Raw genomic sequence first — 21,160 nt, forward strand, 5'->3', positions numbered from 1 at the left:
GTGAGTAGGAAGGTAGCGATCGTCACTGGTGGCGCATCGGGGATCGGCCTGGCAACGTGCAAACGATTCGCCGACTTGGGTTGGAATGTCATCTCTGCCGACCTGTCGCATACATCCGGAGACACTGCGCCAGAACCAGATACACGGACAGTCGGCGTTCGAGTGGATGTCACCGATGAGGGGGATATCCGACGGCTTCGCGACGTCGCCGAAAAGCTGTTCGGTCGTGTCGACACGGTTGTGACCTCGGCGGGAACCGCGGACAACGCGCCGATCCGGCACACCACACCCGATCGATTCAGGCGAACCCTCGAGCTGAACCTCGTTTCCACGTTTGCGGTGGTCAGGGAGTTCGTGGATCTGCTCGCCGGAGATGGCGGCGGATCGGTGGTGACAATTGCCTCGGTTTCCGGCCTACGCGGCAGCGTAGACCGTGCCGCGTATTCCGCCTCGAAAGGTGGCGTGGTCGCGTTGACCACACAACTCGCGATCGAGCTCGCCGGCGAGGGGATCCGAGTCAATTGTGTTGCACCGGGTTCGACGCGGACACCGCTTGCAAGTCGGGCCCAGAGCCCTGAAATGCAGAGCGCCATCTTGCAGTCGATCCCGTTGAGCCGTTACGCGGAGCCGGCTGAGATTGCCGAAGTCGTGACCTTTGTCGCTGGTCCCGGCGCCGGTTTCGTGACGGGTCAGACGTGGACGGTCGACGGAGGTCAGTCGATGACAGCCGGTTGGAATCTTGCGAAGGAGCGACATGACTCTTGACGCAACGTCCAATACAACGGAGAAACCGGTAATCATCGGAGTGCACGTCAACGAGAACACCATGCGCGCACCCAATCCCCACATTCCGTGGACGCCCAGCGAAATAGCCGACACTGCTCGCGCTTGTGAGGATGCGGGGGCGTCGTTGATGCATTTTCACGGTCGAGCCGTGGACGGCGGCGTGGATCACTCGGCGGCGACCTACGGAGAGATCGTCGAGCGGGTTCGGGCGGTATCGAATCTGCTGCTTGCGCCGTCGATGGCCAATGTTCCCGGCTACACGATAGATGAGCGGCTGTCGAATCTTGCCCCGAACCAAAGTGATCCGAAACGACGTTCCGACTTCTTGGTCGTCGATATGGGCTGTGCGGCGATGGACTTGATCGATGCGACGACAGGCTTGTTCGCAACCGATTCCAGGGTCTTCGTCAACGACACTCGAACACAGATCGAGTTACTTTCGCGCGCTGGTGAATTGGGTCTGGTGCCGTATCAGACGTCATTCAACGTGAGTTGGACGCGCGCGATCTTCGCCCACGCAAGGGTGCGGAATCCGTCGTCACCATTGGTGATCGCTTTCATTCTCGGTGGTGACGAGTTTCCGGCTGCACATCCGGCGACAGCAGCAGGGCTACGTGCGCAACTGGACCTCCTGCCGACTGATCTTCCAGTGGAGTGGATCGTCTCGGCCTACCGAGGCAATGTTCTTGCAGCAGCGGAGGAGTCGATCAAGCGCGGGGGCCATGTAGCAATCGGTGCCGGTGACTACCACTACGAAGAACTGGGATACCCCTCCACACCTGATCTGGTCGCCGAAGTTGTTTCGATCGCTCGGCGGTACGGGCGTGAACCCGCAAGTCCTGATCAGGCACGTCGAATTCTAGGGGTGGATGTCCATGCGAGTAGTTGAAACCGAAGGTGCCGAACCTACTTTGGTTCATTCCTCTAACGGAAAGAGAGTGTGGATCATGGATTCGATTGCGTTTGCTTCCTCGGCTCAGGCCGGTGATGTGATCGTGACCGGATCACACGGAGGGACGAGTGCTGGAGAGTACGCCGTCGGGTTCGGGGTTCGTGTTGTGGTGTGCAATGACGCCGGCATAGGGAAGAACAAGGCAGGAATCGCAGGTTTGGCTGCGATCGACGCCCAGAAGATCGTCGGCATTGCAGTCGGACACGAGAGTTCGCGTATCGGAGATGGCAAGGACGTGTGGGAGTGCGGCATCGTGACGTATGCCAATCCGACTGCAGTCGCAGCGGGTGTGCGTGTGGGCAGCCGCGTTTCCGAAGAAGTGCTGGCACTGATAGAGAGGAGCGTCGACTGATGTTTCGGAACATTGTCGGTGTGGAGAACGGTAGACAGATTGTCGTCATGGACAGTATGTCGCAGATCGAACGGTCGGACCGCGACCGCATCGTCGTTGCGGCATCCAACGGCGGTCAAGAGTCAGGGCGGATGGCGATTGCGACGGGCTGTGCGTTGGCTGTGCTGAACGATGCCGGAATCGGCAAGGACAACGCGGGGATCATCGGAATCGTCCGCATGGGAGATTCGGGACTTGCCGGCGTAGCGGTCAGTCACGACTCTGCCGAGATCAGCAATGGAATGGATATGTGGCACAACGGAACTGTTTCGTATGTCAACGAGCCCGCAGCGGCGGCTGGGATACGGGTCGGTGACAACGTTCGCACGTGTGTGAGTGCGTTTGCGGTTCGCTTCCCTGTCGGCCCAATGTCGGCGTCCGAGAGTTCGTCATGATCGGCCATGTGGTCAACCGGCCCGAGGATGTAGTCCGCGAAGCGCTCGAAGGACTTCAGATCCTGCACCCGGAAATGCTCTCCTACCACCGAGATCCGTTGTTTGTGACTCGCGCGGTTGTCGCCCGAGACAAAGTTGTGTTGGTCTCAGGTGGCGGGGCCGGGCATGAGCCGTTACACGCGGAGTTCGTCGGATCCGGCATGTTGGACGCCGCAGTTCCTGGGTCGGTCTTCGCCAGTCCCACAGCCTTTCAGATCCGTGCTGCGGTCAATGCTGTCGAGACCGGACGGGGTGCACTTCTCATCGTGAAGAACTACACCGGAGACAAACTGAATTTCTCGATCGCGGCCGAGTTACTCGGAACTGAGCGGCAAGTGGAGATCGTGATGGTCGACGACGACCTCGCGACGACGACTGCAGACGAGGGTGGACCTGGACGTCGTGGTACCGCTGCGGTAATCGCCGTGGAGAAGATTTGTGGGGCGGCCGCGGAACGGCACTGGGCGCTTTCCGAGATCGCTGACCTGGGGCGCCGGGTGGTGGCGGCGTCGGCGACGTTGGGTGCAGCTTTCCGCTCGTGCACGGCTCCCGGACAGGATCGTCCGTCCTTCGAACTGGCGCCGGGGGAGATGGAGTTCGGCATCGGAATCCATGGCGAGCGTGGACGTGAGACGCGTCCGACGGTTCCTGCCGCCGAACTCGTGGCGCAGTTGTCGGAGCCGATCCTCGATGCTGTCGGGGTGGAGCGCGGGGATGGTGTGATAGCGATAGTGAATGGGCTAGGGGCAACCCATGGACTCGAATTATCGATTGCCACTGCAGAATTGAAGTCTTTCCTCGGGGATGCCGGTATCGGTTTGGATCGGGTGATTGCAGGTTCTTTCGTCACTGCATTGGATATGCACGGGCTCTCTATCACCCTTCTCCGTTCGACCGAGGAGTTTCTGGATCTTTGGGATGCAACGGTACGCACTCCCGCACTCGCTTGGTAACTCGAATATGCACTACTGAAAAGAGTTTCATGATGACAACGTTGAGCGTTGGGGACACTCGGGCGTGGATCGATCGATTTGCCGACGCCGCCGAAGATCAATTCGATTCCCTCACAGATTTGGACCGGCTTGTCGGAGACGGCGATTTCGGAATGAATCTGCGGACGGGCCTGCGAAGTGCGGTGCAACGACTTCGTTCCGACCCGCCGACCAGTCCTGGTGAAGTGTTCGCCCGTACGTCGGATGCGTTTCTCGGCATCGGTGGGACAAGCGGACCACTTCTCGGTCTGTGGTTCGGCCGGATCGGAGCAGTCTCTGGAGTTGAAGTGACCGCAACAGACCTGGCTTCTGCCCTAGGTACGGCGACAGCTGCGGTGCAGCGTCTCGGCAATGCCCAGGTGGGTCACAAGACCATGGTCGACGCCATGGTCCCCGCAACCAGCGCATTGACCGAGGCGGCAGTCAGCGGGGCAACCTTGTCTGCTGCCTTGAGCTCTGCGGCCACGGCTGCGAGGCTCGGCGCCGAATCGACTCGCGCGATGCTCGCCCGCCGCGGACGCGCGACCTACGTGGGAGAACACGCCAGGGGCGTCGAGGACCCTGGGGCATCGGCGATTGCCATGTTCTTCGCCGCATCCAGCTACAAGAGCGTTCCGGCATGAGCGATCTGCGAGACAAGGTCATCGTCACAGTTGCCCCGACGGGTGGCTTCCTCACTGTTGCCGACAATCCGTTCATTCCGACTCAGCCTGAGCAGATTGCGGCGGATGTGGCACGCTGCCACAGCGCTGGAGCCAGCGTGGCAGCACTTCATGCTCGACGACCGGACGATCAAGCGACCTGTGATGCCGCAATCTATCGGCGGATGAATACGCTTGTCCGCCAAAGCTGCGACATCGTGATCAACAACTCGACCGGCGGCGGAGTCAACGGTGACATGGTGAGTGTTCGCAGTGACGGAACGCGCGTCGTGGACTGGGACGCGAGGCTGCAGGGCCTGCATGGCGGAGCAGACACATGCACGCTCGATGCCATCACGGCCTATGTGACATCACCGGTCGGTGAGGTACTGATGGACACGCCGCCCAGTCGTGCCGCCGAACTGGCAGCGTCAATGCGCGAACTAGGAATCAAACCTGAATGGGAGGCCTTCAGCCCGTCACATCTGCTCCAGGAGATACGTACGTTGACCGAAGAGCAGCCTGGCCCGCACCTCGTCAATCTTGTACTGGGACTCGATCGAACTTTTCAGAATGCGATGCCGTACTCCCCGCAGATCTTGCAGCAGATGGTGGAACACCTACCGGAGAAATCGGTCTTCTCCGTGAGCATCAGCGGGCCAGATCAACTGCGTGGTCTGACTCATGCACTCGTGCTCGGTGGGCACGTGCGTGTGGGAATCGAAGACTATCCGTTTCTCGCGAATGGGGAGCCGGCCGAGAACGTTCGTTTGGTGGAGAACATCGTCGACATCGTCCAGCGACTCGGAATGCAGCCTGCAACACCTGGGGAGGCAAGGGCAATCCTTGGTTTGGAGGGTTCGGATGAGTAGAACACCGACGAGTAGAACACTTCGCTCGCAGGATTGGTTCGGAGGCAATGATCTCAATGCATTCATCCACCGCTCGTGGATGAAGAACCAGGGTATCCCTGATCGGATGTTCGACGGCCGACCGGTTATCGGTATCTGCAACACGTATTCCGAGCTCACGCCGTGCAACGCTCACTTCAGAGATCTGGCCGAGCAGGTGCGACTGGGTGTCATCGAAGCGGGCGGATTTCCAGTTGAGTTTCCGGTGATGTCATTGGGTGAGACGATCATCCGCCCCACCACGATGCTCTATCGGAACCTCGTCAGCATGGACGTGGAGGAGTCGATTCGAGCCAATCCGATCGACGGCGTCGTACTGCTCTGCGGCTGCGACAAAACCACCCCGGCACTGGTAATGGGCGCAGCCAGTTGTGACCTTCCCACCATTGTCGTATCCGGTGGGCCCATGTTGAACGGCCGCCATCAAGGTAAAACTGTCGGATCTGGAACCTCGGTGTTCGAGATGAGTGAAGCAGTGCGAGCGGGGTGCATGAGCGAATGTGAGTTCAGAGCAGCGGAATCGGCGATGTCTCGATCGCCTGGTCACTGCAACACTATGGGCACCGCGTCGACGATGGCTTCGATTGTCGAGACTTTGGGCCTCACGCTGCCCGGTAATGCTGCGATCCCGGCAGTGGATTCACGGCGACGTGTACTTGCACGCGACAGCGGCGTGAGAATCGTGGAGATGGTCGTCGAGAACCTGACGATGTCTTCGGTCGTCGACCGAAATTCATTCGAGAATGCGATCAAGGTGAACACGGCTATCGGTGGGTCCACCAACGCTGTGGTGCACTTGCTTGCCATCGCCGGGAGGCTGGAAATTCCCCTCGAACTCAGCGATTTCGGGGAGCAGAGTCGTGACGTTCCCCTGCTGGTCAACCTCATGCCTTCGGGTAGCTATTTGATGGAAGATTTCTTCTACGCAGGCGGACTGCCCGCGGTGATCGCCGAGCTCGGAGACATCCTCCATCTGGATGCCGCCACGGTTACCGGAAAGACTCTCGGTGAGAACAACTCCGGCGAAACGATTTGGGATGACGACGTAATTCGTAGCACGGCGGCACCGTTGCTGGAGCAAGCCGGCATAGCGGTATTGACCGGCAATCTCGCGCCGAACGGTGCAGTGATCAAGCCGTCTGCGGCGTCGCCCGAGTTGCTCAGCCACGTGGGTCGTGCGGTCGTGTTTCACGGAATGGACGACTTCTCGGCGCGCGTCGACTCGCCGGATCTCGACATCGAAGCCGACGACGTCATCGTCCTCACCGGTGCTGGGCCGAAGGGGTTTCCGGGTATGCCAGAGGTAGGTAATCTGCCACTCCCTCGAAGGCTGCTCGAGCAGGGTGTGCGAGACATGGTCAGGATCTCGGATGCGCGAATGAGCGGAACAGCCTTCGGCACAGTCGTTTTGCACGTTGCGCCTGAAGCGGGAGCCGGTGGGCCTCTCGGCGCGGTCAGGGATGGTGATTTGATCGAGTTGGATGTTGCTCGTGGAGTCTTGCGTGTACTCGTCGACGACGACGAGCTGGCCAGGCGTCTCGAGGCGTTGCCGCCACGCGTACAAAAGAGTACGAGTGGGTATCAACGACTGTTCGTGGATCATGTGATGCAGGCCGACCGCGGAGTCGATTTCGATTTCCTGGTGGGCAGGCGTGGAACGGAGGTACACGGTGACAATCACTGAGCGTGTCGGCCGAGTCGTGGTCGTGACCGGTGCAGGGTCGGGACTCGGCCGCGCAATGACCAGAGGTCTACTCGATGCAGGACACCACGTTGTATTGGCTGGTCGAAACAGCGTGAGCTTGGAAGCGACAGGTGGGGGTCACGAGCGTGCAGTGGTAATTCCCGCTGATGTGTCCTCGCCCGAATCGGTTCATCGGTTGTTCACATCCGTGACTGAGCGTTTCGGCAGACTCGATGTGCTTGTCAACAACGCAGGGACATTCGGGCCGTCGGGGAGTGTGGACGAGATCGATCCTGAAGCGTGGAACGCGACAGTCGCAGCCAATCTCACCGGCGTATTCCTTTGTGCGCGTGAAGCGATTCGTATCATGAAAACACAGGATCCGAGAGGAGGCCGGATCATCAACAACGGGTCGCTCTCCGCTCACACGCCCCGGCCCGACAGTGCCGCCTACACCGCGACCAAACACGGTGTGTCAGGTTTGACGAAGTCGATCTCTCTCGACGGCCGAGAATTCGACATCTGTTGCAGTCAAATCGACATCGGCAATGCGGCAACTGACATGACAGCCGGAATCGGCCACTCGGCACGACAAGCTGACGGCACCACCAGGCCCGAGCCGACATTCGATCCTCGTCATGTCGCGAACACCGTTGTGCAACTGATAGATCTACCACTCGACGTGAATGTCCCGACTTTGACGATCATGGCAAACCGGATGCCGTACGTCGGGCGCGGTTGACGGCGTCAGCGTCGTTGTAGGACAGGGCGGACGACGGACTGGGCACTCGAGAGATCACGTGAGATGGCGATTGCCGTCGTCCGCACCGCCGCGTCGATACGGGTCAGATTTATTCGGCCTGCCATACCGGAAATGGAGATGGCGCCGAGGACGTCTTCGTCCGGGCCGAATATTGGTGCTGCGGCGCCGACGATCCGGGGAAATGCTTCCTGGCGGTCGAAGGCGACACCACGCTTGCGAACACGATCCAGTTCTCGGTGGAAGAGTTCGGGGTCGGTGATGGTGTTCTCGGTGTGTGCTTCGAGGACAGTGGGCATCGTGAAATCCCGAGAGTTGGTGAACGCCAATACTGCTTTGCCGGAACAACTTGCGTGTGCAGGCCACCGACCACCGATTTGCTGCGGAAGGCGTGGTCCGTCGTCGCCACGGAAGACATCAAGGTAAACCACGTCGAAACCGTCCAATACAGCGAGTCCCACGTTGTGTCCCGTTGCTTCACGCAAGGCCGAAAGGTGGCGCCGGGCTGCTTCGCGGAGGTTTCGCTGCCGTGGAACAGATTCGCCGATCTCGAACAGGAGGAGACCCAAGCGGTAGTTGGTTCCTTGCCGTTCGAGCAACCCGACTCGGACGAGATCGTCGACCATGCGATACACCGTTGTTTTGGCCATGCCTGTCCGTCGAACAAGCGCTGCTGCGCTGAGAACGCCTGAGCTGTCACGAAAAGTCTTCAGGATCTCGGTGGAACGACCAATTGCGGAAACCTCGCCATCGGCCCGATGAATGGGACTCACCGAACTATTCTGTCTGCCTGATGCGCGATTGTCGAGGGGAAATCGCGCATCAGATCACGCAGGTCATCCGGTGATGGGATCGCCGGATATCGTCACGACTCGCACACCACGTCTTCGGCGGGCAGTGAGCCGTCGAGCAGGTACGAGTTGACGGCGGCGTTTGCGCAAGTATTCGCGTAGCCCGGGAACACCGCATGAGTGCGGCCTGGAACTGTCACGAGCCGTGAACCTTTCATCGCTTCATGCATGCCGAGGCCTTCGTCGTACGTCGTGCGGGTGTCACCGGTTGCCTGGATCTGCAATGCCGGAACATTGTTGTCGATGTCGATCCGCTTCGGGGCCTCACTGCGCCAGAACGCGCAGGGCATGATCGTGTTGTGCGTGCCGGCGAAGATCGGCTGATCACCACGGTGCTCCTCCAACTTGTTGCGATACCACGCGGGATCGCTCGGCATCGACACGTCTCCGCAGACAATGGCGATCGTTCCGGCATAGTCAGGGCCGGTCCCCAATTCGGTCTGGAACCATGCCTGCATCAGTCCCGTCAGCTGGGGATGGATGTTCTCGACGGTCCTGCCGGCGGCGAGTTCGCGCAACTGAACCAATACCTGCGCGAATGCCTCGCTTTCCTTTTCGGTGTCCCCGGTTCCGTTGACGTACATCAGGAATGGAAGGACGTGATCGTCGACGGCGTAGTCACCGATCTGAATCGGAGTGGTGGCCGCGTCCGAGATCAGCTTCTCGATGAGGGCGCGAACTTCGGCGGGCGTCGATCCGAGTGCATAGGTGGAGTTGTGTTTTGCTGCCCACTGTGAGAATCCGTCGATCGCTTTCTCGTTGGCCGGGCCCATGTCCTGGAACATCTCGTAACCGTATTTCTTCGGGTCCGGTGCGCTGTCGAGAACCACACGGTCGATCCTGTCTGGGAACATTTGCGCATAGGTCGCACCAAGATATGTGCCGTACGACCACCCGAAGTACGACGCCTTCTCCTGGTCGAGGGCGCCACGAATCACGTCGAGGTCGCGGGCGATGTTCTGAGTATTGATGTGCGGCAGATAGTCCGGGTACTTGTCCCAGCATGTGTCAGCGGCTTCGCGTGCGAGCGCAACACTTTCGTTCCACCCTTCCTCTGTGGTACCCGGTGAACGCATCCATGTCATCTGCTCGACGCCGCAGTCGATCGGCGTGCTCTTGCCGAGTCCTCGGGTGTCCATGCCGATGACGTCGTATGCCGCTGCAACTTCCGGTGTCATCCCGGCATTCAGAATCTCGGGCAACCCCAGACCGCGGCCGCCCGGGCCGCCAGGGTTGGTGAGCAGGATCCCGCGTCGCTGTGCAGGATCGGTGGACGCGACCCGCGAGATTGCCACTTCGATTGTCTTGCCGTCAGGGGCCGAATAGTCCAAAGGTACTGTGACCATTGCGCAGTCACTTGCAGTCGATGTTCCGGTGTCTGTGGCGCATGGCCCCCATTCGACATCCTGGTCGTAGAACGCGCCGAGATTCGATTGTGGATCTTCCTGCGGAGCAGCAGGATCCGAGCACGCCGCCAGTGCAGGTACTGCGAGTGCGGCAGCGGCGATTGTGGTAGCCAGCCACTTTCGTGGTCGAGGCGTGCGTGATCTGGGCATGATGGATCCAGTCATTGTCGTGTCGTGTCCTTGTTTCGAGCCCATTTTCGGGCAGCGTTGATCACCCCACTTCCGATGTGGGGATTCAGTGGCGGAGTTTCAGGGTCGAGACTGGCGGGCAGCGAACTCGGCCGCTACAGCCTTCGCGAATCTTTCCTGGGTCGGGGTTCTTCGATCTGCTTGGTGCTCGCGCAGCACCGCTACCAACCGGGTGGGTGAAGGGCGTTCCGGTGCGGCCTGTTCAGGAAGCACTCTCTCGGTGAAATCGCAGAACTGAATGGCAAGGGCCGCAATCGTGTCGGCGTCTGCCGGAGCGTCGGTGAGGGCGTACATGCGAGTAATCAATTCGATTGCCTGCTTGCGGTTCGGCTTCGCCAACGCCCGGCGGTGTGCGCTCAGGAGTGAATCGCAGACTTCGGGATCACCCCCGGAGACGGTGAGCGCGAGGATCAGGAGTTCGCGCTCGTTGTCGATCCACGCTGTCGGTGCACCGGCAACGACATACTGTGCGAGCACTTCCGAAAACGCGTCGGGTAGTTCGGGATCGGCGTTGCGGCGTAGCGACTCGATGTGAGCACGTTGAACCGCGATCTGTTCGGCCTTGGCTGCCAGTTCCTTGTCGAGTGCGTCGAGTGCGGACCGGGTGTCGTGAGCGTCGCCGTCGAGCAGTTCGGCGATCTTGGCAACAGGAATCCCCAGATCGCGCAGGCGGCGGATGCGGCTCAGTCGTGCCAGGTCCACCGCCCGGTACATGCGGTAGCCGTTGGGTTGGCGTTGTGGTTCTTCGAGAAGCCCGTTCGAGTGGTAGTAGCGCACGGATCTGACGGTGGTGCCGGCCAGATTCGCCAGCTCGCCGATGGTCATCATCGCCTCGCCCTCCCGTTTGTCGATTCGGATTTCGTCTGTGGAAACCATTCTCCAACCCTGACGCGGCGTCAGGGTCAAGGTGCGCGCCGGAGAACGTGACCGTTGACATGTTAAGGACATAGCCTTAATCTGGATTTTGTCCGTTACGACATCGTCGATTCCGAGGAAGTGCCTTGATGGCTACCCTTTTGCCTGCGGCAACGATCTTTCCGATCCCCACCGATCCGCTTGCTGCCTATGGTCCACTTGTCGCTCGCCGGAATCCCGAGTCCGTAGTTCCGGCGCCGTACGAACACTTTGCGGTCAAGGCGGTCACGCCCACGATCGGAGCGGAAATCTCCGGCATTCGACTCGGTGGGGACCTGTCTGATGCCGTGATTGCGGAACTTCGCCGCGCTCTCCTCGAATGGAAAGTCCTCTTCTTTCGGGATCAGGACCTCGGCCGAGCAGAACATCGAGCTTTTGCCGAGCGTTGGGGCGATCTCGAACAGCATCCGTTCTTCAAGTACACGCAGCCAGGGCAGACGGACGTCGATGTCACGACGCTGGCCAAGGATGCGATGGTCGGCGGCGTCGAGAACAACTGGCACAACGACGTGACGTGGCACGAGTTTCCTTCATTTGCCGCCGTACTTCGTGCAGTCGAGGTGCCAGAGGTGGGTGGTGACACGTTGTGGGCTGACACCGCTGCTGCCTACGATCTGCTTCCGGAAGACGTCAAGAAGCGTATCGACCCGCTTGTTGCAGAACATGATTGGATCAACTCGTTCGGTCGGTCGATGCCGGCGGATGCGGTCGAGATGTTGCGTCCGAAGTTCCCCGCGGTGCAGCATCCGGTGGTTCGGGTCATTCCGGAAAGCGGCAGGCGGGTGTTGTTCGTCAACATGACCTTCACGCAACGGATCTTGGGCGTATCCGAAGAGGAATCGAACGAACTTCTCACGATGCTGTATCGCCACGTCAATCGTCCGGAATTCCAGGTCCGACTGAAGTGGGAGCCGAATACTGTTGCCTTCTGGGACAATCGGACCTGCCAGCATTACGCGGCCAGTGACTACTTCCCGGCTCGTCGTGTGATGGATCGAATCTCGATTGTCGGCGATCGGCCAGTGGGCGTCGGGGACTGATACGACGCTCAGCGCCTCACGATGCCTACTACGAATAGTAGTAACGCACCTCACATATTTTTTCGACGCCTTGTCGATATGATTTCGACAAGGCGTCGATAAAAGTCGGCGTGACTCGCACCGACGACTTTGGAGCTTCCCGAATGTTCCTCGCCCTGCGTGAACTGTGGTTTGCGCGAAACCGATTCCTCTTGATGGGCGCCGTGGTTGCCCTCATCTCGATCTTGATGGTGATCCTGTCCGGCCTCTCGTCCGGCCTGGTCAACGACGGTGTCTCCGCTTTGCAGCGGACGCCGATCCAGGCGTTTGCCTTCGCCCCGGACACCAAAGCCGACTCGGCGTTTTCGCGCTCGGTCGTCACCGAAGAGCAGGCGCAGGCATGGCGCATGCAACCCGATGTCCAAGACGCCGAGCTCTTCGGCAACATGATCGTCAATGCAAAAACTCGCAGTGGCACGCCTGTCGATCTCACGCTCTTCGGTATCGAACCTGGTTCCTTCCTCGAGCCCGTCACCGCCGACGGGAGGGGACTGCAAGCCGACACGGACATCGTCGTCAGCTCTACCTTTCGTGATGATGGTGTTGCGATCGGTGACACGGTGATACTCGATCGACTCGGTACGGAGCTGACAGTTGTCGGATTCACCGAAGACAAGCGCACTTTCGGGCACGTAGACGTCGCCTACCTGCCCCTGCGTACCTGGCAGGAGGTTCACGCCGGTGCCAAGATCGGCGAAACCGCCAACGCCAGTGCGTATTCCGAAGCGAGTGTTGTCGCGATTCGGGGCCTGGACGATGTAGTGCCGGACCTCGTGTCGGGAGATGCGGCGGCGGGAACGTCTGCAAAGACGCTCGAGGAATCTTTCGACTCCTCACCGGGCTTCTCCGCGGAAATGATGACAATGTCGATGATCAAGGCGTTTCTGTACGCGATCTCCGCACTGGTCGTCGGCGCATTCTTCAGTATCTGGACAGTTCAGCGTGGTCGCGAACTCGCAGTGTTGCGTGCGATGGGAGCCTCCACCGGCTTCCTGCTTCGCGACGGCATGGCACAGGCACTGGTAGTGCTGCTTGGTTCCATCGGCATCGGTGTGTTGCTGGGCTTGGGGCTCGGCTCGGGACTCGAAGGCGGTGGGATGCCGTTCGCTCTGGAGTCCGGCCCTGTCGTCAACGGCGCAGTGCTCTTGGCGGTACTCGGGCTGATCGGCGCAGCCGTTTCCATCGTCCGCGTTACGCGTGTCAACCCGCTCACCGCATTGGGGGAAAACCGATGACCACAGTCGAAAAAACCACTACCGGACTGGTATTGACCGCTGTCAGTCTTCGATTCGGTGACGGTGACTCCACCGTGCTCGCCCTCGACAACGTGGACCTCGAGGTCACGGGCGGCGAACTCGTCGCGATCGTCGGGCCGTCAGGGGCTGGAAAGTCGAGCTTGCTCGCTGTGGCAGGCGGACTCGGTCGGCCGTCGAGTGGAACGATTGTCATCGACGGCGTCGACGTGTCGACGATGCCGGCCCGTGCATTGGCCAAACTTCGACGAGACAAGGTCGGCTTCGTCTTTCAATCCGGCAATCTGATTCCAGCGCTGACGGCGCGCGATCAGCTTCGGCTGATTCCCAAGCTCACGGGGCGGCCGGGGCGCGATCCCGAGGAATTGCTCGACTCGGTCGGTATGAGCCACCGTGCGGATCGTCGACCTGGTCAACTCTCCGGCGGCGAACGACAGCGCGTCGGTATCGCTCGGGCATTGATGAGCAATCCCTCGCTACTGCTCGTCGACGAGCCGACGGCTGCTCTCGACCGCAAGCGTAGCCATGAGGTGGTTGAACTGCTCTCGCGCGAAACTCACGAGGCCGGCGTCGCTACGATCATGGTGACCCACGATCACGACGTGCTCGGGCACTGCGACCGCATCCTCGAAATGGTTGACGGTCGATTGCGTCAGAGCGAGTAAGCCCGCAAGGGGACTGGAGGAGATTCGGTGCCGAGGATCGATGCCCCCACTGTGGTCGAGCATCGTGCTGCTCAGCGGCGTGCCCTCCTCGACGCTGCACACGCTCTTCTGTCCGAGACCCCGGACCGGCCGCCGGGGCTCGGTGAGGTGGCAGCGAAGGCCGGGCTCGCCAGGTCGAGTGCCTACCACTACTTCCGGTCCCGAGAAGATCTCCTCAGTGCCGTCGTCGAAGACATGTTCCCGCGCTGGAACGACAAGATCGTCGAAGCGATGGCAGGCGCAGACGATCCGGTATGGGCGTACGTCGAGGCAAACCTCCAGCTGGTTGCCGACGGGGAGCATGCGATAGTCGGAGCGCTGGCGACGCTGACCCCGCAAACGTTTCGAGATTCGCGGATCATGGAAATGCACGACAGTCTTGTGCTTCCGCTTGTCGAGGCCCTTCGCCTCCGTGGCGTGTCGGACCCGAAGCTCACCGCCAAGTTGATCAACTCGCTGGTGCATACGGGTACTGAACTGATCGAATCCGGTTGCAGCATGGACGAAGTCAGGTCCGCCGTGCGTGAGGTCCTCGCGTGACGGGCAGCCTCAGGCCGTAATCAGATCCATCCGAAGGTACTCGGTGATGCGGAGCAGTCTCGGGGGTTGGGACACGTCTGAGGAAAGTGCTTGAAATGCTTCGTCTTTCGTGACGAGGCGCGGGGCGCCGAGGCCCACCTCCGTCTCGTCGACCGACAGTCGAGCGCTTCCCGCTTTCAAGACGTTCTGCACCCAGTCCGAGCCTGATCCGTACACCAGAATGAAGACATAGCCACCCTCGACCGGATAGGCGTCGAGAGGTGTCCGGTAGGTCGTGCCGGATGTGCGTCCGACGTGTGTCAGTATCGGCCATTTCCCGCTCGAGATCGCGCGAGGATTGAACACTCGCTTGTTGACGTGTCCCCACCATCTCGGCATCGGCATTGCGGTCTCCCTTCGCGAGCGCCTTACGAACGTAAGGCTGGCTTACACCTGTAAGGGTGACTTACGGATGTAAGGTTGTCAACGTATTCGTTCCTCGGAGGGGAGTCTGTGTGTCACGGCAACCGCGACAGTCGCTGAACAGGACTCGCGTAATCGAGGGCGCGATCCGCGTTGCCGACGCGGGTGGTGTCGAGGCCGTCACGATGCGACGGGTGGCCCAGGAGTTGGGCATCGAGGCGATGTCGCTCTACCACCACGTGCCCAACAAAGATGCGATTCTCGACGGCGTCGTCGATGCGGTCTTCGAGGCGATCGACCTGCCTGACAGCGAGTGCGCGGATTGGCGAGATGCAATCCGCGGACGCGCCTTTTCCGCTCGCACAGTCCTGTCGCAGCACCGTTGGGCTCTCGGTTTGCTGGATTCGCGACGCAACCCTGGCTCGGCGACCATGCGTCATCTCGACGCTGTGCTCGGAGTCCTCCGGAAGGCCGGGTTCACGCTGCCGATGGCCGCCCACGGAGCCTCGCTGATCGACAGCTACATCGGCGGATATGTTCTCCAGGAGGCGAATCTGCCGATCAGCGGGCCCGTCGACGTCGAAGAAGTTGCGAGTGACATCCTCGAGCACCTTCCGGCTGAAGAGTTGCCCTTCCTTCACGAGATGATCGTCGATCACGGTCTGAGTCCGGCTTACGACCACACGAGTGAGTTCGCCTACGGTCTCGATCTCATCCTCGATGCGCTGGAGGCGCGCCGATGCTAGCGCCGAACCGGCACGTGCTTGGTGACTATCCGGTGGATCAGGCGAGCAGCGGTCCGGGCAGTGCGATTGTCGATGTCGAGGCTCGGGTTCAGTTCGGCGACATCGAGAACCGCGAGCTTTCCGCTGGATGTGACTCGATCACATACGTATTGGATTGTTTCCAGGCTGACGCCGTAGGCCGCGGGTGCGCTGACGCCCGGCGCCACGGCGGCGGGAAGCACGTCGAGGTCGATGGTCAGGTAGACCAGATCGACGTCGTCGAGGAAGTCTGCGAGGAACTGATCCACGACGCCTCGAGCGATCACTCCGCATTCTTCGTCGAGCAGATAGCGAACGCCAAGGCGGTGAGCCGTGTCGAACAGAGCAGTGGTGTTGCTCGGTTGGCTGATTCCGATCACGCTGTACTGATGTGAGGTGCCTGCCGCGGCTTCGTCCTCGGCGATCTGACGAAAGGGCGTGCCGGAACTGGGGATCGGGTCGCCACGAAGGTCGAAGTGCGCATCCAAGTTGAGGATTCCGAGTTTGGCTCCGGCGGTTCGCAACTCGGAGCCCGCGACGCCGAGGTATGTACCGTAGGCGATTTCGTGTCCTCCCCCGAGAACCACGGGGAAGTGTCCCGAATCGAGCGCGGCACTGACGGCGTTCCCGAGTGCGGCCTGACCGGCCTCGAGTTCTTCACCCGACACGGCAACGGTTCCCGCGTCCTGAATCTGCAGTGGTTCGGCCAGCGCCATGGAGGCCAACCCCGCTCGCAATGCGTCCGGGCCATCCGCGGCGCCGCGGCGGCCCTTGTTGCGGCGGACTCCTTCGTCGCTGGAGAATCCGATCAGAACACAGTCGCCGGGAGCTGTTTCGGCTGAATACGGTTGCACGGCATGATGCCACCGCAGATGCTCGGCAGTGGTGCCGTCGGAGCGCCCGGTCCACGGCTTGGGTTCGATGTCGACTGCGATCTGATGTGCCACGACGGCCTCCCGGTGAGTGTATTTCAGTAGCTTGTGGCGAGTGCGCCGTTTTTCCAGACCTCGCGCACCAGTGGCACGCCCGGGCGGTAGGCGAGGTGGAGGTACGACGGTGCATCGAGCGCGATGGCGTCGGCACGTGTTCCGAGAGAAAGGGTTCCGACGTCGGTGCGCTGCAGCGCCCGAGCGCCACCTGCAGTGGCTGCCCAGACTGCCTCAGCGGGCGTCATGTGCATGTCTCGCACCGCAATTGCGATGCAGAACGGAAGGCTCGTGGTGTAACAGGTACCGGGATTGCAGTCGGCGCCCAGAGCTACGGTGACTCCGGCGTCGAGCAGTGCGCGTGCGTCGGGGTACTTGTTGCGGGTGGAGAAGTCGGCGCCGGGCAACAGTGTTGCGACGGTGGAACTCTGAGCCAGGGCGTCGATGTCCTCGGCGGTGACGTACGTGACGTGGTCGACGGACGCTGCTCCCATCTCGACGGCGAGCTGAACTCCTGGCCCTTCGCCGAGCTGATTGCCGTGGACGCGGGGGATCAGTCCGGCGGCTACGCCTGCGCTCAGGACTGCATGAGCCTGTTCGCGGTTGAATGCTCCTCGCTCGCAGAAGACATCGATCCACTTTGCGTGTGGCGCACAGGCAGGGATCATCTCGTCGCACGCCATGGCGACGTAATCATCGGCGCGGCCGGCATATTCGGGTGGTGGAACATGGGCGGCCAGCAGTGTGACCTCGTCGGTGAACTGTCCGGCGATCAGTGCGCTGCGTAGTTCGCTCTCGGTGTTCTGCCCGTACCCGGTCTTGCATTCGACGGTTGTGCTGCCCGAGCGCAGGGATTCGTCGAGTAGGCGCCGAACATTGGCCTGCAATTGTTCGTCGGTGGCCGAGCGCGTCGCTTCGATGGTGTTGCGAATGCCGCCGGCGGCGTACTTCTCGCCCGCCATGCGAGCTGCGAATTCCTCGGCCCGCTCGCCACCGAACACCAGGTGCGAGTGACTCTCCACGAAACCGGGGAGCAGGGCCCGACCGCCGATATCCTGACCGATATCGGCAGCCGGGGCGTCGGCGGAATCGCCGACCCAAGCAACAACGCCGTCGTCGTCGAAAACGATTGCCGCGTCGTGGCGTACGCCGAGCTTGCCCTCACCCAGAGTCGGGTCATTGGTGACGAGGGTTCCGATGTTGGTCAGAACTGTGGTTCGAGAACCATTCGTGGTCAATGTCATTCCTAACTCAGGGTGAGGTGGTGGAGCTGTTTCAGTTCTCGGTCATCGGGATACGGACGCCGCGCGTGGCCGCCGTGTCGATGGCGTGGTCGTATCCTGCATCCGCATGCCGGATGACGCCCATCCCGGGATCGTTGGTGAGAACCGCTTCGAGTTTCTTGGCCGCGAGTTCGGTGCCGTCGGCGATGCACACCTGTCCCGCGTGGATGGAGCGTCCCATACCGACGCCGCCGCCTTGGTGAAGTGAAACCCACGAAGCGCCGGACGCGGTGTTGACCAGGGCGTTGAGCAGCGGCCAGTCGGCGATCGCGTCGGACCCGTCGATCATCGATTCGGTTTCGCGGTACGGCGAGGCGACCGATCCCGAGTCGAGGTGATCGCGGCCGATGGCGATCGGCGCGGACAGTTCGCCCGAGGCGACCATCTCGTTGAACTTGAGGCCCGCGAGGTGGCGCTCACCGTATCCGAGCCAGCAGATGCGGGCCGGAAGGCCCTCGAAGGCAACCTTTTCGCCTGCCATGGTGATCCAGCGACGCAGGTGCTCGTTCTCGGGAAAGAGTTCGAGGATGGCCTTGTCGGTGGCCTCGATGTCCTTGGGATCACCGGAGAGAGCTGCCCAGCGGAAGGGGCCGAGACCTTCTTCGAAGAGCGGGCGGATGTAGGCGGGAACGAATCCGGGGAAGTCGAAAGCGCGGTCGTAGCCGGCCTTGCGGGCCTCGTCACGGATGGAGTTGCCGTAGTCGAACACCTCGGCGCCGGCGTCCATGAATCCGACCATGGCCTTGACGTGCGCGGCCATCGCGTTGCGGGAATCTTCGGTGAACTTCTGCGGATCCTTCTCCGACATGATCTTCATGTCGGGGAAGTCGATCCCGATCGGCAGGTAGGCGAGGGGATCGTGCGCCGAGGTCTGGTCGGTGACGATGTCGATGGGGGCCTTCATCTCCAGCAGAGCCGGGAAGATCTCTGCCGCATTGCCTTCGAGGCCGATGGAGAGCGGCTTCTTGGCGTCACGTGCCGCTGTCGCCAGTTCGAGCGCGTGCTCGATGCTGTCGGCCTTGGTGTCGAGGTACTTGTGGGCGATGCGACGGTCGATGCGGGTGATGTCGCAGTCGACGCAGATCGCGACGCCGTCGTTCATGGTGACGGCGAGAGGCTGGGCGCCGCCCATTCCGCCGAGACCTGCAGTGAGCGTGATCGTTCCGGCGAGCGATCCGTTGTAGCGCTTCTTCGCAATGGCGCCGAAGGTCTCGTAGGTGCCCTGCAGGATTCCCTGGGTGCCGATGTAAATCCAGGAGCCTGCGGTCATCTGGCCGTACATGGTCAGGCCGAGGTCTTCGAGACGGCGGAACTCTTCCCAGTTCGCCCAGTCACCGACGAGGTTGGAGTTGGCGATCAGCACTCGCGGTGCCCACTCGTTGGTGCGGAAGACACCGACCGGCTTGCCGGACTGCACCAGCATGGTCTCGTCGTTCTTCAGCGTCTTCAGTGTGGCGACCATGGCGTCGAATGCCGCCCAACTACGTGCTGCGCGACCGGTTCCGCCGTAGACGACGAGGCTGTCCGGGTGCTCGGCAACATCGGGGTCGAGGTTGTTCATGAGCATGCGCAGGGCGCCCTCCTGCTGCCAACCGAGCGTCGTGAGTTCGGGGCCGCGGGGAGCACGGACGGGGCGCGGCTCGTGGCCGGGGGTGCTGATTTCCATGGTGTTCTCCTTGCTTAACTGAAGTTCGAAAGATGTTGGGGGATCAGACGCGAGAGTCGGTCATCGCGGTGTGATCGGGGTAGATCATCGACGAAGGTGGATTGCTGGTGCGTTTGGCGAGCGGGTAATAGATCAGCCCGGTGAACACGATGCCGACGATCCAGGAGATGTCGGCGCCGCCGAGCATGTCCGTGACGGGGCCGGTGTACATCTTCTGGGCGAGGAACGGGATCTGGGCGAGAACGCCGGCGGCGTAGCAAGCCAATGCGGTGAAGTTCCATGCTCCGTATCGACCGTTGACGTCGTAGAGCGCCGGAATGTCGATGCGCTCCTTGGAGATCAGGTAGTAGTCGATCAGATTGATCGCACTCCACGGCGTGAACACCATCAGCAACACCAGGACGAAGTTCTTGAAGTTGTCCAGGAAGTCGGCGCTGGCGGCGATGGCGATCAACACCGAGACAGCGGTGAAACCGAGAATGTAGAGGGTACGGGCGGTGCTCGAGATTCGTGACTGGCCGTTGAAGGCTGTGACGGTGGTCAGGATCGACATGAATCCGCCGTACGCGTTGAGCACGTTCACCGTCAGCTTGCCGACCAGGATGACGAAGTAGATCAGGAAGGCGATGGCAGCGGGTCCGGCCAGATCTCCCATGAAGCCGACCTGGTTACCCAGGAACGCGTCGCCGGCGCAGGCCGCGACGAGGGCGCCGAAGGTCATGGACCACTGTGACCCGATGACGCTACCGAGGAACGTCGACCAGAAAGTGGTGCTCTCGGAGGTGCTGCGCGGCAGGTATCGCGAGTAGTCGGCGACGTACGGGCCGAACGTGAGCTGCCAGCCGGCACCCAGCGAGATCGCGAGCAGGAAGGTGACGATGTCGAAGCCCTTGATACCGACGTACGAGGCGACGTCGTACTCGAGGAACAGTCGAACGGCCAGGTAGGAGAATCCGACGATGCCCACGACGGTGGCGATCCTGCCGACGATGTGGATCAGCTTGTAGCCGGTGACCGCGACGAATGCGGTGAGGAGACCGAAGACGACGATGCCGACGGTGGGGCTGTCGATGTGCAGGATCTTGTTGACGGCTTGGCCGGCCAACACGGTGCCGGTGGCAGCGAAGCCGAGGTACATCAGGATGACGAGAACAAGCGGTACGACGGCTCCCTTGACGCCGAACTGGGCGCGACTCGAGATCATCTGGGGGAGGCCCATGCGCGGGCCCTGTGCGGAGTGAAGCGCCATGACAGCGCCACCGAAGATGTTGCCGATCAGAAGTCCGACGATTGCCCAGATGGCGTCCGCGCCGAATACGACGGCGAGAGCACCGTCGACGATTGCCGTGATCTGCATGTTGGCGCCGAACCAGAGAGTGAACTGGCTGCGCGGGGTGCCGTGTCGTTCTGCATCCGGGACGACGTCGATAGTGCGTCGTTCCGGAGTGAGGATGACCTCGGCCGGTCCATCGTGAGTCATAGGCCTGTCTTTCTGCTGCGAGCCCGTCGAGCGACGGAATCGACGTCGGGGTATTGCCCACCTTCTTCGTGCTTGGTGCTTTGCGCCTGGCGCTCTGTGCGCTGGGTCACTGTCACTGCGGATAAATGTATATGCCTGTATATACAGGCGT

At 61.2% G+C, this 21,160-nt stretch carries 22 protein-coding genes; 14 read left to right on the forward strand and 8 right to left on the reverse strand.

Annotated features, from left to right (window positions below; genetic code table 11):
• From CPI83_RS04565 to CPI83_RS04605, 9 genes are read left to right on the forward strand one after another with little or no spacing between them, the layout of a single operon-like run.
• Window positions 1–765 carry an SDR family NAD(P)-dependent oxidoreductase gene (locus tag CPI83_RS04565; protein ID WP_019745367.1) on the forward strand — a complete coding sequence of 255 codons (765 nt, stop codon included), beginning with the start codon at window positions 1–3 and terminating at the stop codon, window positions 763–765.
• On the forward strand, window positions 755–1,675 hold the full coding sequence (locus CPI83_RS04570; protein ID WP_019745366.1) for a 3-keto-5-aminohexanoate cleavage protein: 921 nt from the start codon (window positions 755–757) through the stop codon (window positions 1,673–1,675). Before CPI83_RS04565 ends, CPI83_RS04570 begins: the two co-directional genes overlap by 11 nt.
• A gap of 58 nt (window positions 1,676–1,733) precedes the next feature.
• A complete protein-coding gene (locus CPI83_RS04575) occupies window positions 1,734–2,090 on the forward strand; it encodes a hypothetical protein (protein ID WP_127160019.1) in 357 nt (118 codons plus the stop codon).
• Window positions 2,090–2,524, forward strand: a complete 435-nt coding sequence (locus CPI83_RS04580) for a hypothetical protein (RefSeq protein WP_020909192.1) — start codon at window positions 2,090–2,092, stop codon at window positions 2,522–2,524. The genes CPI83_RS04575 and CPI83_RS04580 overlap by 1 nt, the downstream gene beginning before the upstream one ends.
• Entirely contained in the window at window positions 2,521–3,516 is a 996-nt protein-coding gene (locus CPI83_RS31155) for a dihydroxyacetone kinase subunit DhaK (protein WP_029256297.1), read from the forward strand. The genes CPI83_RS04580 and CPI83_RS31155 overlap by 4 nt, the downstream gene beginning before the upstream one ends.
• A 29-nt stretch (window positions 3,517–3,545) precedes the next feature.
• Entirely contained in the window at window positions 3,546–4,178 is a 633-nt protein-coding gene (gene dhaL, locus CPI83_RS31160) for a dihydroxyacetone kinase subunit DhaL (protein WP_020909190.1), read from the forward strand.
• Complete coding sequence (locus CPI83_RS04595; RefSeq protein WP_020909189.1) at window positions 4,175–5,068, forward strand: 3-keto-5-aminohexanoate cleavage protein; 894 nt, start codon at window positions 4,175–4,177, stop codon at window positions 5,066–5,068. The genes dhaL and CPI83_RS04595 overlap by 4 nt, the downstream gene beginning before the upstream one ends.
• Window positions 5,061–6,791: an IlvD/Edd family dehydratase gene (locus tag CPI83_RS04600; protein ID WP_097386849.1), complete on the forward strand. Its 1,731-nt coding sequence runs from the start codon at window positions 5,061–5,063 to the stop codon at window positions 6,789–6,791. Before CPI83_RS04595 ends, CPI83_RS04600 begins: the two co-directional genes overlap by 8 nt.
• Complete coding sequence (locus CPI83_RS04605) at window positions 6,778–7,533, forward strand: SDR family oxidoreductase (RefSeq protein WP_029256294.1); 756 nt, start codon at window positions 6,778–6,780, stop codon at window positions 7,531–7,533. Before CPI83_RS04600 ends, CPI83_RS04605 begins: the two co-directional genes overlap by 14 nt.
• A 5-nt stretch (window positions 7,534–7,538) precedes the next feature.
• Here the strand turns inward: CPI83_RS04605 and CPI83_RS04610 are convergent, their stop codons facing one another.
• The 3 genes from CPI83_RS04610 to CPI83_RS04620 form a co-directional block, all read right to left on the reverse strand.
• Window positions 7,539–8,324, reverse strand: coding sequence for an IclR family transcriptional regulator (locus tag CPI83_RS04610; protein WP_019745363.1), 786 nt, complete (start codon window positions 8,322–8,324; stop codon window positions 7,539–7,541).
• A 92-nt stretch (window positions 8,325–8,416) separates the two neighbouring features.
• Window positions 8,417–9,973 carry an alpha/beta fold hydrolase gene (locus CPI83_RS04615; RefSeq protein ID WP_097386850.1) on the reverse strand — a complete coding sequence of 519 codons (1,557 nt, stop codon included), beginning with the start codon at window positions 9,971–9,973 and terminating at the stop codon, window positions 8,417–8,419.
• A gap of 84 nt (window positions 9,974–10,057) precedes the next feature.
• Entirely contained in the window at window positions 10,058–10,873 is an 816-nt protein-coding gene (locus tag CPI83_RS04620; RefSeq protein WP_019745361.1) for a MerR family transcriptional regulator, read from the reverse strand.
• Window positions 10,874–11,001: 128 nt separating this feature from the next.
• On the opposite strand from CPI83_RS04620, the gene CPI83_RS04625 reads away from it, so the two are divergent.
• From CPI83_RS04625 to CPI83_RS04640, 4 genes are all read left to right on the forward strand, one after another.
• Entirely contained in the window at window positions 11,002–11,952 is a 951-nt protein-coding gene (locus CPI83_RS04625; protein ID WP_020970840.1) for a TauD/TfdA family dioxygenase, read from the forward strand.
• A 143-nt stretch (window positions 11,953–12,095) separates the two neighbouring features.
• Window positions 12,096–13,226 (forward strand): ABC transporter permease, encoded by a 1,131-nt coding sequence (locus tag CPI83_RS04630; RefSeq protein ID WP_097388122.1) that lies wholly within the window; start codon window positions 12,096–12,098, stop codon window positions 13,224–13,226.
• Window positions 13,223–13,909 carry an ABC transporter ATP-binding protein gene (locus tag CPI83_RS04635; protein ID WP_097386851.1) on the forward strand — a complete coding sequence of 229 codons (687 nt, stop codon included), beginning with the start codon at window positions 13,223–13,225 and terminating at the stop codon, window positions 13,907–13,909. Before CPI83_RS04630 ends, CPI83_RS04635 begins: the two co-directional genes overlap by 4 nt.
• Before the next feature lie 27 nt (window positions 13,910–13,936).
• The gene (locus CPI83_RS04640) at window positions 13,937–14,488 is read left to right on the forward strand and encodes a TetR/AcrR family transcriptional regulator (RefSeq protein WP_021331952.1); all 552 of its coding nucleotides are present in this window, start codon (window positions 13,937–13,939) and stop codon (window positions 14,486–14,488) included.
• A gap of 9 nt (window positions 14,489–14,497) precedes the next feature.
• On the opposite strand, the gene CPI83_RS04645 is transcribed toward CPI83_RS04640, so the two are convergent.
• On the reverse strand, window positions 14,498–14,872 hold the full coding sequence (locus CPI83_RS04645; protein ID WP_097386852.1) for a nitroreductase family deazaflavin-dependent oxidoreductase: 375 nt from the start codon (window positions 14,870–14,872) through the stop codon (window positions 14,498–14,500).
• A gap of 110 nt (window positions 14,873–14,982) precedes the next feature.
• On the opposite strand from CPI83_RS04645, the gene CPI83_RS04650 reads away from it, so the two are divergent.
• Window positions 14,983–15,636, forward strand: a complete 654-nt coding sequence (locus CPI83_RS04650; RefSeq protein WP_097386853.1) for a TetR/AcrR family transcriptional regulator — start codon at window positions 14,983–14,985, stop codon at window positions 15,634–15,636.
• On the opposite strand, the gene hutG is transcribed toward CPI83_RS04650, so the two are convergent.
• Genes hutG through CPI83_RS04670 form a run of 4 tightly spaced genes read right to left on the reverse strand, consistent with a single transcriptional unit; the run spans window position 15,633 to window position 21,009 of the window.
• Entirely contained in the window at window positions 15,633–16,601 is a 969-nt protein-coding gene (gene hutG / locus CPI83_RS04655; RefSeq protein WP_021331955.1) for a formimidoylglutamase, read from the reverse strand. The two genes, CPI83_RS04650 and hutG, sit on opposite strands and share 4 nt — an antisense overlap.
• A gap of 23 nt (window positions 16,602–16,624) precedes the next feature.
• Complete coding sequence (hutI, locus tag CPI83_RS04660) at window positions 16,625–17,818, reverse strand: imidazolonepropionase (protein WP_021331956.1); 1,194 nt, start codon at window positions 17,816–17,818, stop codon at window positions 16,625–16,627.
• A gap of 37 nt (window positions 17,819–17,855) precedes the next feature.
• Window positions 17,856–19,529: a urocanate hydratase gene (hutU, locus tag CPI83_RS04665; RefSeq protein WP_019745352.1), complete on the reverse strand. Its 1,674-nt coding sequence runs from the start codon at window positions 19,527–19,529 to the stop codon at window positions 17,856–17,858.
• Between the two features lie 43 nt (window positions 19,530–19,572).
• Window positions 19,573–21,009, reverse strand: a complete 1,437-nt coding sequence (locus CPI83_RS04670; RefSeq protein WP_020909179.1) for a cytosine permease — start codon at window positions 21,007–21,009, stop codon at window positions 19,573–19,575.
• Between the last annotated feature and the right edge of the window lie 151 nt (window positions 21,010–21,160).

This window comes from Rhodococcus sp. H-CA8f, assembly GCF_002501585.1.
GTDB lineage: Bacteria > Actinomycetota > Actinomycetes > Mycobacteriales > Mycobacteriaceae > Rhodococcus_F > Rhodococcus_F erythropolis.

Excerpts from the sequence above, each read along its gene's own strand:
- CPI83_RS04570 (WP_019745366.1), top strand. The coding sequence starts at position 755 with ATGACTCTTGACGCAACGTCCAATACAACGGAGAAACCGGTAATCATC.
- CPI83_RS04575 (WP_127160019.1), top strand. The coding sequence starts at position 1,734 with ATGGATTCGATTGCGTTTGCTTCCTCGGCTCAGGCCGGTGATGTGATC.
- CPI83_RS04580 (WP_020909192.1), top strand. The coding sequence starts at position 2,090 with ATGTTTCGGAACATTGTCGGTGTGGAGAACGGTAGACAGATTGTCGTC.
- CPI83_RS31155 (WP_029256297.1), top strand. The coding sequence starts at position 2,521 with ATGATCGGCCATGTGGTCAACCGGCCCGAGGATGTAGTCCGCGAAGCG.
- dhaL (WP_020909190.1), top strand. The coding sequence starts at position 3,546 with ATGATGACAACGTTGAGCGTTGGGGACACTCGGGCGTGGATCGATCGA.
- CPI83_RS04595 (WP_020909189.1), top strand. The coding sequence starts at position 4,175 with ATGAGCGATCTGCGAGACAAGGTCATCGTCACAGTTGCCCCGACGGGT.
- CPI83_RS04600 (WP_097386849.1), top strand. The coding sequence starts at position 5,061 with ATGAGTAGAACACCGACGAGTAGAACACTTCGCTCGCAGGATTGGTTC.
- CPI83_RS04615 (WP_097386850.1), bottom strand. The coding sequence starts at position 9,973 with ATGACTGGATCCATCATGCCCAGATCACGCACGCCTCGACCACGAAAG.
- CPI83_RS04620 (WP_019745361.1), bottom strand. The coding sequence starts at position 10,873 with ATGGTTTCCACAGACGAAATCCGAATCGACAAACGGGAGGGCGAGGCG.
- CPI83_RS04625 (WP_020970840.1), top strand. The coding sequence starts at position 11,002 with ATGGCTACCCTTTTGCCTGCGGCAACGATCTTTCCGATCCCCACCGAT.
- CPI83_RS04630 (WP_097388122.1), top strand. The coding sequence starts at position 12,096 with ATGTTCCTCGCCCTGCGTGAACTGTGGTTTGCGCGAAACCGATTCCTC.
- CPI83_RS04635 (WP_097386851.1), top strand. The coding sequence starts at position 13,223 with ATGACCACAGTCGAAAAAACCACTACCGGACTGGTATTGACCGCTGTC.
- CPI83_RS04645 (WP_097386852.1), bottom strand. The coding sequence starts at position 14,872 with ATGCCGATGCCGAGATGGTGGGGACACGTCAACAAGCGAGTGTTCAAT.
- hutU (WP_019745352.1), bottom strand. The coding sequence starts at position 19,529 with ATGGAAATCAGCACCCCCGGCCACGAGCCGCGCCCCGTCCGTGCTCCC.
- CPI83_RS04670 (WP_020909179.1), bottom strand. The coding sequence starts at position 21,009 with ATGACTCACGATGGACCGGCCGAGGTCATCCTCACTCCGGAACGACGC.